The 12,227-nt window shown below is 42.6% G+C and carries 14 protein-coding genes and 1 pseudogene; 6 read left to right on the forward strand and 9 right to left on the reverse strand.

Annotation, left to right across the window (positions count from 1 at the left end):
* On the forward strand, positions 1 to 414 hold a 414-nt coding region (locus PUQ00_RS05365), incomplete at its 5' end, for a helix-turn-helix domain-containing protein (RefSeq protein ID WP_300413890.1).
* A gap of 92 nt (positions 415 to 506) precedes the next feature.
* Here the strand turns inward: PUQ00_RS05365 and PUQ00_RS05370 are convergent.
* The gene (locus tag PUQ00_RS05370; RefSeq protein ID WP_300413892.1) at positions 507 to 1,412 is read right to left on the reverse strand and encodes a DUF3153 domain-containing protein; all 906 of its coding nucleotides are present in this window, start codon (positions 1,410 to 1,412) and stop codon (positions 507 to 509) included.
* 59 nt (positions 1,413 to 1,471) lie between these two features.
* Between PUQ00_RS05370 and PUQ00_RS05375 the strand changes: the two genes are divergently transcribed.
* Entirely contained in the window at positions 1,472 to 1,696 is a 225-nt protein-coding gene (locus PUQ00_RS05375) for a hypothetical protein (protein ID WP_300413894.1), read from the forward strand.
* A gap of 49 nt (positions 1,697 to 1,745) precedes the next feature.
* Here PUQ00_RS05375 and PUQ00_RS05380 read toward each other — a convergent pair whose 3' ends face one another.
* From PUQ00_RS05380 to PUQ00_RS05395, 4 genes are all read right to left on the reverse strand, one after another.
* Positions 1,746 to 2,285, reverse strand: a complete 540-nt coding sequence (locus tag PUQ00_RS05380) for a tetratricopeptide repeat protein (protein WP_300413896.1) — start codon at positions 2,283 to 2,285, stop codon at positions 1,746 to 1,748.
* Between the two features lie 85 nt (positions 2,286 to 2,370).
* On the reverse strand, positions 2,371 to 3,267 hold the full coding sequence (gene argB / locus PUQ00_RS05385) for an acetylglutamate kinase (protein WP_300413898.1): 897 nt from the start codon (positions 3,265 to 3,267) through the stop codon (positions 2,371 to 2,373).
* A 441-nt stretch (positions 3,268 to 3,708) separates the two neighbouring features.
* Entirely contained in the window at positions 3,709 to 3,954 is a 246-nt protein-coding gene (locus PUQ00_RS32715; protein ID WP_334738426.1) for a hypothetical protein, read from the reverse strand.
* Positions 3,947 to 4,165 (reverse strand): hypothetical protein, encoded by a 219-nt coding sequence (locus PUQ00_RS05395; protein WP_300413900.1) that lies wholly within the window; start codon positions 4,163 to 4,165, stop codon positions 3,947 to 3,949. The genes PUQ00_RS32715 and PUQ00_RS05395 overlap by 8 nt, the downstream gene beginning before the upstream one ends.
* Positions 4,166 to 4,431: 266 nt before the next feature.
* Between PUQ00_RS05395 and PUQ00_RS32720 the strand changes: the two are divergent.
* From PUQ00_RS32720 to PUQ00_RS05405, 3 genes and pseudogenes are all read left to right on the forward strand, one after another.
* A pseudogene (locus PUQ00_RS32720) lies at positions 4,432 to 4,620 on the forward strand (pentapeptide repeat-containing protein); the annotation flags it as partial.
* Positions 4,621 to 4,722: 102 nt separating this feature from the next.
* The gene (locus PUQ00_RS05400; RefSeq protein ID WP_300413902.1) at positions 4,723 to 4,869 is read left to right on the forward strand and encodes a pentapeptide repeat-containing protein; all 147 of its coding nucleotides are present in this window, start codon (positions 4,723 to 4,725) and stop codon (positions 4,867 to 4,869) included.
* A gap of 104 nt (positions 4,870 to 4,973) precedes the next feature.
* The gene (locus tag PUQ00_RS05405) at positions 4,974 to 5,576 is read left to right on the forward strand and encodes a Uma2 family endonuclease (RefSeq protein WP_300413904.1); all 603 of its coding nucleotides are present in this window, start codon (positions 4,974 to 4,976) and stop codon (positions 5,574 to 5,576) included.
* Between the two features lie 11 nt (positions 5,577 to 5,587).
* Here PUQ00_RS05405 and PUQ00_RS05410 read toward each other — a convergent pair whose 3' ends face one another.
* The gene (locus PUQ00_RS05410; protein ID WP_300413906.1) at positions 5,588 to 6,133 is read right to left on the reverse strand and encodes a shikimate kinase; all 546 of its coding nucleotides are present in this window, start codon (positions 6,131 to 6,133) and stop codon (positions 5,588 to 5,590) included.
* A gap of 1,238 nt (positions 6,134 to 7,371) precedes the next feature.
* On the opposite strand from PUQ00_RS05410, the gene PUQ00_RS05420 reads away from it, so the two are divergent.
* A complete protein-coding gene (locus PUQ00_RS05420; RefSeq protein WP_300413908.1) occupies positions 7,372 to 7,566 on the forward strand; it encodes a hypothetical protein in 195 nt (64 codons plus the stop codon).
* Positions 7,567 to 7,585: 19 nt separating this feature from the next.
* Here the strand turns inward: PUQ00_RS05420 and PUQ00_RS05425 are convergent, their stop codons facing one another.
* The 3 genes from PUQ00_RS05425 to PUQ00_RS05435 all read right to left on the reverse strand — a co-directional run bounded on the left by PUQ00_RS05425 (position 7,586) and on the right by PUQ00_RS05435 (position 11,792).
* Positions 7,586 to 8,287 carry a LapA family protein gene (locus PUQ00_RS05425; RefSeq protein WP_300413910.1) on the reverse strand — a complete coding sequence of 234 codons (702 nt, stop codon included), beginning with the start codon at positions 8,285 to 8,287 and terminating at the stop codon, positions 7,586 to 7,588.
* A gap of 230 nt (positions 8,288 to 8,517) precedes the next feature.
* Positions 8,518 to 9,138, reverse strand: a complete 621-nt coding sequence (locus PUQ00_RS05430; protein WP_300413912.1) for a flavin prenyltransferase UbiX — start codon at positions 9,136 to 9,138, stop codon at positions 8,518 to 8,520.
* Positions 9,139 to 9,437: 299 nt separating this feature from the next.
* Entirely contained in the window at positions 9,438 to 11,792 is a 2,355-nt protein-coding gene (locus tag PUQ00_RS05435) for a ribonuclease R (RefSeq protein WP_300413914.1), read from the reverse strand.
* Between the last annotated feature and the right edge of the window lie 435 nt (positions 11,793 to 12,227).

Raw genomic sequence — 12,227 nt, forward strand, 5'->3', positions numbered from 1 at the left:
CCCGCAATCATCGTTGCTCAACTGCTTAAGAATTATTTTATAAACACGCTCTTAGCTAACTTATTGATGTCTGTCTCTAAAAATCCTGATGCTTGCCCTGTTAGTATTCTGATGTCCTTACTATCAGGCCCCTGGACAATGTATATACTGTGGGTATTGTGTAATAGTGGGCCGACTCGCTTTGGTGCATTGAAGCACCTAGTCGAGGGCATCTCCACCAAAGTTCTGACGGAAAGACTGAGGATGCTTGAGACAGCAGAGATTATTTATCGCCACTATGAACCAACTGTTCCACCTCAAGTAACTTACGGCCTGACAGAACGTGGTCAGGAACTCATTGAAATCCTTCATCAACTCAATGCACTTGCTGAACGCTGGTATGGCAGCGAACAACGGGAACATAGCAATATTTAAAGGGAATAGGGAATACCTATTCCCTAAGACAGTTCCATCCACGCGGAAAGTTCTTCCATGTCAATAGGATACCGTTTGGAAACAGTAGTCTACTATTCCTGAATTGCTGCTACTTTGGCAGGAAACTGAATTCTGGGATCTGGCATGAAGTTGTATCTCAAGTACAATCCTCCCCAGACAAACAGGATAATTAACAACCCACCAATACCAAGGGGACTAGGAAGCCAAAAAACAGCTTCTATGTGGTTTAGCTCCCCAGGCTGGAGTTTCCACACTAGTTGATTGCCATTTTTTTCTGGCTGTATTGCAGTTTCAGTTAGTTGAATGTTTTTGGCTCCCCAAGGAGTCTTTAAGCTAAATTCCAAATCGAGAATTGAACCAGCATTAGCCAGGACGTTACCTTTGCTGGCAATTAGAGACAGCGATCGCAAATCCAAATCATAAATCAACCGATTTCGGACTAAAAGTAAAAAATTATTCTGCTCCAAGAGGACGTTTGATTCAATTTTCGGCAGTTCTGAATTAGATTCGCTCTGCACAGTCTCAGAGGATTGATTCGCACGGGAGTTAAAAAATCCGTTGAACTTCTCTTGCAATTCACTACCACTATTAAAAGGAATTGTGACGATGATTTCTTCTTGAGAAACTCGTTGCGCTTTACCATCAAGTTGACGGGCGCGGCGTTCTATGGTATTTAACCATTGGTACACATAATCGCCGCTAAAACTCGTTAGCCGCTCTCCCAACTTAATATGCTGTACTACTTCGCCACTATTTGAATTATCAAAGTTAACCCCCACATCGTACTTCACACAGCCAGACAGTAACAGGGATGTTAACAGCACTACCCACAGTATAGGATTTCGGATGGGAAAGACGTAGTTGATTCGATTTCGACTAATTAGTGGCGAGAGAAATTTCCTTTTTGCCAACACAAAACTAAATGGTCTGATTAACCACAAGAAAATCTTTCCGAAAATTGAAGAAGTTAAAACCATAAGTATCCCCAATCAACATATTTTGGATTTTAAATTTTGGATTTTGGTGAAGCAGCGCGTTGGGCGGGTTTCCCGACTTGTTCGCGCAGCATCTCCCCTTGGGAGAAGCGACTGGCGTTCGCCTTGGCGTGCCGGAGGCATCACCCGGAGGGATTGACCCCACCGATAAACGGATGGGGCTTGAAGACTTTAAATTTTGGATCAGAGGATTTGTGTCAACCATAAAGGTGAAAGCACGTAGCGGGACGTTAGTCCGACATGAACCAAAAGATTCTTTAATCTAAAATACGTTCGACTAAACGCTCACAACAAGTCCAAAATCCAAAATTGGTATCAGCCGGGGGTTCCTGAAAAATTTAACCAAAGCAAGTACGAGATGCTTAAACCAATGGCAATTAGCGCCACCCAGATAAAGCGATTATCTCTGGTATTGACCTGACTGAGGTCAATGAATTCTGGCTCAGTAGGTTTAGGCTTCTGCTGCACAGAAGATTTTGTCGTAGCAGCTACAGAAATTTTGAGTTCATTATCGGGTAGTGCGCCCAAATCGGGGATTTGGGTCATCCATTCGCTCGGTCTTTTCAGCTTTGGTGCTTTTAAGATGTAAAGCATCTGTCGCGCTTGTTTGCTGGTTTCTAAATAGGGATGGCGTTTGAGTCTTTCGCAAACAGCGATTGCATCATCCGTGCGTCCAGCTGCTTCATAAGCTGTCACCAGATCAATTTCTACTTCGCCCCCAAGGCGAGAATTACGAGCTAACAGGGCGCTGGCCTTTTCTAAATTTTCTACGGCTTCGCGGTATTGCCCATTTTCAAAGGCAAATTTCCCAGTCTGGTAGAGGGTTTTAGCAATTTCTAAACTTTCTGCACTCACGTCTTATACACAAATCAGCACTATTTTTATTTTGCCAATGCCAGCAATCTTTTTGGAATCTTTTCAAAAGTTCCCTCATCGCCCTCTAGCTGGTAAACTGCGAACCCAGAATCATTGTCCCAATCCCAACATCAGTAAAGATTTCCAGTAACAGGGCGTGAGGAATGCGACCATCAATGATGTGTGCTGCACGGACTCCTTGAGCAAGCGATCGCACACAGCAACTTACTTTGGGAATCATCCCACCACTGACTATACCATTAGCAATCAACTCGCGGGCTTCGCGAATATCTACTTTTGGAATCAAAGTAGATTGGTCTTTATAATCTTTTAAAATTCCACTGGTGTCGGTCAGTAAAATTAACTTTTCTGCTCCTAGTGCCGCAGCGATTTCTCCAGCTACAGTATCAGCGTTAATGTTATAAGCTTGTCCCGTTTCGTCTGCGGCGACGCTGGACACGACGGGAATATAGCCATTGCTAGCGAGGGTGTCCAAAATCTTAATATTCACATTGCTGACTTCCCCCACAAAACCGATGCCTTCTTGACCTTGGGGACGGGCTGTAAATAGATTACCGTCTTTGCCGCAAAGTCCTACAGCCAATCCACCAGCTTGGTTAATCAGGGAGACAATTTCTTTATTGACTCGACCGACTAAAACCATTTCCACCACATCCATTGTGGCGGCATTAGTGACTCGCAAACCATTTTTAAATTGTGGTTCGATGCCCAGCTTATCTAACCAACTGTTAATTTCTGGGCCACCGCCGTGTACTACAATTGGACGCAAGCCCACGCAGGATAAGAATACAATGTCGCGGATAACTTTGTCTTTGAGTGTGGTATCTTTCATCGCTGCGCCACCATATTTGACAACAACAGTGCGACCTGCGAATTGTTGAATATAAGGTAGTGCTTCGCTTAGTACACGTACACGAGTGGCTTCAGTTTGCCTGATGTATTCAGAATCGTTGTCCGTCATGAGGAGCCTAACAGAGAGAGTTAAAACCTATTTCAGTCAGTGTAGAAGACTTTGTACCTTGTAACAATATCTCATAGCTGCCAAGAGCAAAATAAGCTTTTTGGGTTCTACCGATCCCTTTATGGAGATTTAACTCTAAAGTGCCAGGATAGTAGGCAGCGTCACCCGCACTTAATAAAGCGCAGATATTTGGGATTACGATGGGCTACGCCCCGCCGTAGCCCATCCCGCATGGTAAGCGCAAACCGAATTACTGGAAACAAAGAAATAATTTTATTTAGGGCTAATCTCAAATGCTAAATCAGCACAATAAAAACATACATTGAATTCTAAGAAAAAATTCATCTGTCCTAAAACGAGGGGAGCATTTCTGTCTCTTGTCCAAGCAAAAGCCAATTCCACAGTTGGAAATTCTTCAACTGTGGCCATTACAACCAATGCTCACGCCTCAAATCTAGACAAATTACCTCCCCAAGAAACGGAAACTGTTTGATGTTCCCAAACAGCCCCTAATCTCAATCCGATTTTGTAAGGTAAGACATTAACACTCGAACCTGTATCCAGTAAACCTGATACATTCAAAGAATTATTCTGATAAGTTAGGGTCAAAGGAAGATAAGGAAATGTACTGAATGCACCTAACTCTGGGTTAACTTCAGTAAACCCAAATGTGATTGTATCAACCATTTTTTGCTGCTTTTGATTCTGCCAAAGCTTTTGCTAAAACAGCAGCAGCTTCAAAAGAATCATCCAGACCAAGATTCGCAGTTTTACCTTGAGTATCTAATGGAATTAAACCGGATTCATTCACTATTTCACTTACCAGAAAATGTAGTAATAAGAGTTTATCAGTGTGAGATAATTCTTTTAAATGAGGCAAAAATTTGGTGATAGCCATAAGAATGACTTGATCAATCAGTTGATAATTCAATTATAGAGTAATTGGCATTGAATATCGAGAGCTATTGCATATTATAAATTATGACACTCTGAAAAATAAAAAAAATCTGATGTATTAACAACTTAATCTACTATTATTTAGCTTCTTAAAATGCCATTAGCGATCGCATCTATAATACTTTTAAGATGTCATGTATTGCATTCCTATATGTAATGCTAGATGAAGCAGATTTGAGTAATGCCGATTGAACTGAGTGTAATTTTCAATATGCTAGCTTAAAAAGGACAAAACTAACAAACTGCAAAATATTGGAAAGTAGTTTAGAAGGTGCAAATTTAGAAAATGCAGACATAGTTGAGACAAGTTTAGAGGATACAAATCTCACAAACGCTAATTTAAGTAATGCTGAGATTGTGGAAACAAGTGGTTCCCCAAAATTCATGCTTAAGTAATTCGATTTTAAAGTATATTAGACATCTCCGAAAAAGAATGTAGGGAGGTGAAATTTCGCGTCTCTACAAGGGTTTTAAATAACACATATTTAATTTCTGGAGATGTCTATTGACCTAAGTTATACAAATCTCAGTAATGCTAATCTAACTAATGCAAATTTGGAAGGCACGATTTTAGATGGTGCAAATCTGGAAGGAGCAATATTTTGTAAAACTATTGTGCCTAATGGTAGTGTTCGGAATAACTGATACTAAATAAATCACTATTCCCAGATTACGCGACACAACAAGCAAGCGATCGCTCCTTCAAACCTCTAGAATTGAAATCATTCGGCTGAAGCTAGGGAATGAAAATGACGACGCTGCTAATTCAAACTGAAAGCACACCCCTAACGGTAAATTTCCCCTCCCTTGTGCAGATGACAAATGAGCAGTTCTACGAATTTTGTCAAGCCAATGGAGATTTACGAATTGAGCGTACTGCCAATGGGGAAGTCATCATTATGCCACCAGCTTTTTCAGATACGGGCAACCGTAACTTTAACATTGCTGCACAGCTTGGGTATTGGACTGAACAAGATGGCACTGGCATAGGCTTTGACTCCAGTGCAGGTTTTACACTATCCAATGGAGCGATGCGTTCCCCTGATGCTTCTTGGGTTGAACTGGAGCGCTGGAATGCCTTAACAGATGCACAAAAAGCCTCATTTGCACCAATTTGTCCCAGCTTTGTGATTGAGTTACGCTCCTCTAGCGACCGCCTGATAAAATTACAAGACAAAATGCAGGAGTATATCGATAATGGTGCATCACTAGGCTGGTTAATTGATCGGCAGAATCGAAAAGTCTACATTTACCATCATCATCGAGAACTTGAAATTTTGGAAAATCCCGAAGCAGTTATCGGTAATCCAGAATTACCAGGGTTTGTCCTACGAATGGCCAAAATTTGGTAATTTGAGTTTTCCTAATGAGAAACTTGTGTTTTAAGAACGCTAGGAATTGCCTCAAGTACTCGCTTGGCAACGTCTTCAGGTGTATCTCCCTCTCGCTCAATGATGTGCAAATCGGCTTGAGAGTAAAGTGGTGTTCGTTGTTCGAGGAGCGATCGCAATTTACCTTTAGGATCAACATCTTGCAGCAGTGGTCTTGTGGTATCGTCAGCTAAACGGCTGTAAATTATCTCCACTGGCGCATCTAGCCACACTATCAAACCGTGGTGCAAGTAACCCCAGTTTTCTCGCCGCATTACAATGCCCCCACCGGTTGCTATAGTCAACTTTGTAAAAGCACAAACTTGTGAAAGCACGTCGCTTTCTAACTGGCGAAACTCGGCTTCACCAACTTGTGCAAATAACTGATTGATGGATTTACCTGTTGCTTGGGCAATGACATTATCGGTATCCACAAACCCATAACCTAATTCCTTTGCCAGTAAGCGCCCTACCGTCGTCTTACCAACGCCCATAATACCAATTAAGTACAGGTTGACTCTTTGTAATAAGCTGCTCACCAGTTTCTTCGCTCCAATTCTCAGCAGCAATCGGGTTTTTCAAGTGATTGATTACCCTTCCAGTATTGTTATTTTACCATGTTGACGCAGATTAAAATCTACGGCTCAGGGCTATTTCATTCGCTCTTTGGGTAGTCATAAAGGCGTCACCAAACAGCCCGCACTTCTCTACCAGACGCTGCGCGTAGCTTGTTAAGAGTAGGGGTACGACAAAGTTTTACAGTGAGCCTGCCGAACTGCTCAGTGACCGTCGTAGACATCGCTAGTTAGCTGATAATTAGAATATAAATTGTTCTTATATTTTTCACTTTCACTGAGTATTTGGTTTGGTTACTCAGTATTTATAAGAAGAATTCAGAACTCAGGAGTCAGAATTCAGTATGAATTCTGTACGAGTGGGTGATGAATATTGGTTAAAACCTCGCCCCTGGTGGGCGAAAAAAATTAAAATATTCTCGCCTTAAAACTCTATCTTTTTATGGGTAGAGTATTCTGAATTCTGAATTCTGTATTCTGACTCCTGTTTTATTCTATGTTTTTATCTAATCAATTAGAAAAATAAACTCTAACAGTACTCCTACTACGACTTTGATAACCGACATTAGTAATTTCCGCAGAAATACAACCACAAAGTCAACCTCTGAGAAATTTATTTTCAATGGATGTCAAGGCTTTTTCCTTTGCAAATTCCAAATTTACGTATAACTTTTCTAACTTCATCTTGTTTTTAACTTCTACAAATATTTAAGATGAATCAACTGCGGTCATTACTGGCATTAATGTATTTAAAGTAACTCAGGCAATATATTAACGATTCTTCTGTGAAATCAACATTAATAATCAACGGTGAATTTATCACAAATTTAGTAACTTTCGTTATGTGACCTGACAATTGCTGCTTGGGTATTTTTAGACTTAGCGATAAAATTAACATAGCTTGTTTGAAACTTTATCCAAACAATTTCTGTCTATGTAAATAGTTCCGGTTTTAACTTTGGTGTGTCATTTTAAGTATGCACAATACTGTGTTCCTAACAGTACAGGCTCGTTATTCTAAAAGTTCAGTTATAAAAAGCGCTGGCCAATTAAATGTTTCTGATAAAGGTATAAATGATGACTTATTTACTGCGATCGCCCAAAAAAAATTGGCAAATTTGAAGTTTCGACACAAAAGCTACTGCATATTACACCCTAATAAGCCTGAATTAATAAATAGTAGGATGAATGAGGCATCAACTATGACTCGAATTCGTGACATTGTACAAAAAGCCTTAGCAACTGGCTATTTGACAGTGGAAGCTGAAAATCAACTACGACAACTGTTGACTACCCGGTATGGCTTGGAAGATTTTAATGCTTTCATGACTTTGCAAGAAGCTGCCATGACTGGTAAGGTCAAGCAGGAATCTAGAGAGCGGTGTGGCATTAAGTAGAGACGTAGCCTGCTACATCTCACCGACGGGGGCGTTTACCATCATTCTCAAAATCATCATCATCGTCAAAAAATTCCCAATCATCATCATCTGCTTGATTGGTCGTCGGTGGCTGATAAGGGGGGATGATTACCCGGTAATCAGCATCGTAAATTGATTCAGTTTTTCCCGCAGCCGTATTTTTTGGCTCACGGTAGCTGTAGGAGTAAACTGAACCAGATTGAGAACTGCTTTTGGCTTCTGATTGACGTTCGTAAGTTGTTGAGTCTTTAGCAGATTGAGCTTGAGGATTAGGAGTAGACGCTTCCTCTGGCTTTTCATCAAAATTCCAATCATCATCTTTACTACTATTTGTCTCCCAATCATCAAATACATCACTGCTAGGCGCTTCTTTTTTACTAGCTGGTGGTGGAGGACTGGCAGGGCGAGATGTGGGTTCTTCTCTCCGGGTTGCCTTGGCACGAGGCGAAGTTGCAGTTGAGCGGTCAGGAGTTCGGCGTTGTCTTCCGACAAAATAATTGGATAAGTTAAACAAGGTAGCAATCAATATCGATGTGAAAGCACCAGTGGCAATACTGAACAAAATCCATATCGCTAGTGGTAATGGTTGAGTTCGCACGCCCAAAAATACTAGCGATAGGGCAGGTGACCAATTTTGGACTAACAACAGCGTTAGTCCTCCCAGTACCGCCACCAATAGAATTAAGCGAATTACAGCCATAGCAATTTTGTCAATCTGATTACTCTATCATTACCATTTCAAGCCCTTTTAGGACTATTAGACTTATCCGGAAATGAGAACTTTATTTGGCTGAAACCTAGCTCTGGAGAGGGTTTTAGAGGTTCCTGTTTTATATAAGCTAAAAAGCCAGCTATGTAAGGGTTTCAGCTATTTTGAGGTTTATTTGTGGATAAGTCTATTGTAAAATTACGATAAATCCACTGAGGGCGTTAGCGACGACCTTGCCACCGTTGAATTGGGATGCAGTCAATATCTAGTTGATCTAAAGCACGGGCAACTACAAAATCAACTAAATCCTCAATGGTTTGGGGATTGTGATACCAGGCGGGAATAGCGGGAACAACTCTGACTCCAACTTCTGCTAAAGAGGTTAAGTTACGTAGATGGATGAGGCTAAAAGGCGTTTCACGAGGGACAATGACCAGCTTTCGCCCTTCTTTGAGTTGGACATCCGCCGCCCGTTCTAGTAAATCGGAACTCAAGCCAACTGCCAGCTTTGCCACTGTGCTCATGCTGCATGGAATGATCATCATCCCCAAAGTGGCAAAGGAACCACTGGCAATCCCGGCTCCAACATCACTCCAAGGATGGCAGCGTAGTTTACCCTCAAGTGAAACTCCAGCTTGCTCTCGCCAGAATTGTTCTTGCGCGGTTGGTTCTGGTGGCATCCGAATTTCCTGTTCTGACTGCCAAACCATGTAAGTTGATTTAGAGGCAACCAATTCAATACTATACTCCGCTTCTAGCAAAAATTTGATGGCGCGAACAGCGTAAATCAGACCAGATGCGCCCGATACGCCTAAAATTAGAGGTTTAGTATGATTTGACACGTAAATTTTAGTGGATTTTACCGAAGAAGAATTCAGAATTCAGGAGCCAGAATGGATTCTGTGCGATGGTTACTGAGCTTCGCCTGCCCTGAGCTTTTCGTACCCTTCCCTACGGGACGCCAGGGGCGAACGGGAAGCAAGCTACGCGTAGCGTCTCCAAGAGTTGGGTCGAAGTACTGGATGTATTTAAAGGAAGCGATTTTAATCATGGAGAAGAAAAAATTCGTTTCCGTGACTCTTCGCCCTGACTTGACTGCTGGGGTATTCTGAATTCTAAATTCTGTCTTCTACAGGACTTTTCATTCATCCTCTGAGTAAGAGTCTAGGTCGTCAGGCTCAATGTCATTTGGTAAGTAGAGGTCTGAAAGTTCTTCATTGGAAGCACTCCCAGTTAAACCTTTGGCTAGACCATCGCTGCCGACTGTTACCAAATCAATTTGCTGGCGGTAGTAATCGACACTTTTAACTTGCACGGCGACGCGATCGCCTAGTCTATAGGAAGCGCGATTTTTGCGACCAAACAGTGCCTGTTGTCTGGCGCGATATTCATACCAATCGTCTTTAAGAGAACTGACGTGTACTAATCCTTCTACCCTTAAAGGCACACCAGGATTACTTCTGGACTCCACCTCAGCTGCTGATACTTCAATTTCCACAAAGAAACCGTAGGATTGAACACCAGTAATCACGCCTTGAAATACCTGACCAATGCGCTGCTTCATCAGTTGGGCTTTTTGCAGTCCGGCTAAATCGGCTTCAGCTTCTTGGACTTCTTTTTCTCGGTCGTTGATTTGGACAATTACCCTAGTTAAATCGCTTTGGAGTTCTTGTTGCAATTCTGGGGGTAAAACGTTCCAGTTAATTTCCTCATGGCTTACGGAGTGGCGCAGGTTAACGCGTTCTCTGACACGGGTATTGCGGCGATCGCGTCCGTTTTCGAGTAGCGTGTAATACACTCTCTGCATGAGCAAATCTGGGTAACGCCGCAAGGGAGCACTAAAGTGGATATATTGCGGTAGTGCCAGACCAAAGTGAGATCCTTTGGTGGTGCTGTATGCAGACGGCTTAAGTGTATCTTGCAACAAGTATGTAAGAACTTGCTCAGAAGGAGATTCGGCAAAAGCTGTGGTCAAATGTTGATAATCTAAGGGTTGGATATCGACTTCTGGATCTAGTGTTAAGTCAACGCCTAAATTGACTGCCAATTTCAGCATTTCCTGGACATCTTCAACATCGGGTGTGCCTTGGACTCGCCAGATGGCAGGAACACTAAGGGCATTTAAGTGAGTTGCGATTAGTTGATTAACTAGCAGCACCAACTCCGTAAGTAGCGATCGCACTGGTAAATCATTCACCACCACAGTACCGAGAATCCCCTCGTCATAATAGGCGTTTTGGCTGGGCGGCAGATTCAACTGGAGGCTACCACGAGTCAACCTTACCTGTTTCACGGCTGTTTGCAAGGCTTGGAGGTCTTGCAATATCTGGGAAACCTGTGGGGATTGATCTTGAGATTGACCTGTAAGAATTGCTTGGGCTTGTTCTGTACTCAGTGCAGTTTCTACGTTGATCACACTGGGTTGAATTTCCCATTCCAACACTTGTCCTGATTTGGGATCAATTGTAATTAAAAAAGAGATGGTTAAGCGATCGCTCCCAGGTATTAAAGAACAGCGTTCTGCCACAGCTGCGGGCAACATTGGCAGCACTAATTCTCCCAGATACACTGATTTGCCCCGTTTGAGTGCTTCTCTATCTAGAGGTTCGTCAGGTTGGACATAGTGAGAAACATCAGTGATATGAACGCCCAAAAGCCAATTTCCGGCTAAGTTTTTTTCTAAACTAAAAGCGTTTTCTATAACTTTGGTATCGCCATTTACCCCTTTAATAGTGAGAGTAAACAAATTACGCAAATCCAGCCGATTTTTGAGGTCTGCTTTCAGCAGCTTTTTGGGCAACTTGACGGCTGCTTCTAGCACATGATCTGGAAAAGTCCGGGAAAGGTCGTGCTTGCATGTAACTAAATCTATATCAGCAGCAGCTTCAGCATCGCTGCCAAGAACTTGCACCACTCGACCCAGTGGGGGATATTGTGCCAACGGGTAACGCAAGACTTCCACATGAACCAGGTGATCGATCGCTTCTTCTAACTTCGCCCCGTTAGATTGAATCTTCAGTTCAAACAGCAATCGATCATCTAAGGGCACAGCCCTAAAACCGCTTTCCACCTGCTTAATTCGTGCCAGTAATGTGTGGTTGGAACGTTCTAGAATCAGCTTCACCTCCCCTTCAGGAGAGCGACGGCGACTGCCTTCTTTGAGAACTCTGACCAAAACGCGATCGCCATTCCAAGCATTACTCAGATGACTTTCGCGGATGTAAATATCCTCAGCTCCTTCCACATCTTGAATAGCAAAGCAAAAGCCTTTACTAGAACAACGGAGTTTTGCCTCGATTATTCCCTCTTCTGAGACACGGCGATACTTGCCCCGTTCTTTCACTAAAATACCGATTTTTTCAAGAACATCTAAGGCAATGTGAAGTTTTTGTAAACTTTTTTCATCTTCACAGCCAAGTTTCTTTTCCAAAACCTTCCGAGCTACCAATTTATCATCGGTGAAATTGGCAAGGAGTGTAGCGATTGAAAATTCCATGCAGTGAACCGACCTTTGGTCAAAACATCATTTGTTGTTTAATCTGGTTCTTTCCTGTATACCCTCACGGCTTACAGAAATAAGCTGGAAACAAATTGCCCTGAAGCAAGGCTTCCTAAGTTCTAAGGAAAGGAAGCCCGACCCAGCAAGAGCGGGAAACTACTCCCGCAGTTCCTTTGCAAGAAGCCGGCCCACGCACAACTCTGGGCATATACGAACTTCTCGCTGCACGATGCTCTCAGAGTTCGCCTGCGTTCAAGTCTCTTCACCTAACCAAACTTAAGATTGCACGCCTGATTAAAATTTAGCCCCGCTAGGTAATTACGCGACGGGTTTTTGAGAAGTTGGGTTTAGAGAATCCATACTGCCCAAAAGCGCTATGCAGGGAAGCCACTGCGGTGAGGCAGCCCCCGTCTTCTCTACGAGACGCTCCGC

Origin of the sequence: Nostoc sp. S13 (assembly GCF_029379315.1) — a bacterium.
GTDB lineage: Bacteria > Cyanobacteriota > Cyanobacteriia > Cyanobacteriales > Nostocaceae > Nostoc.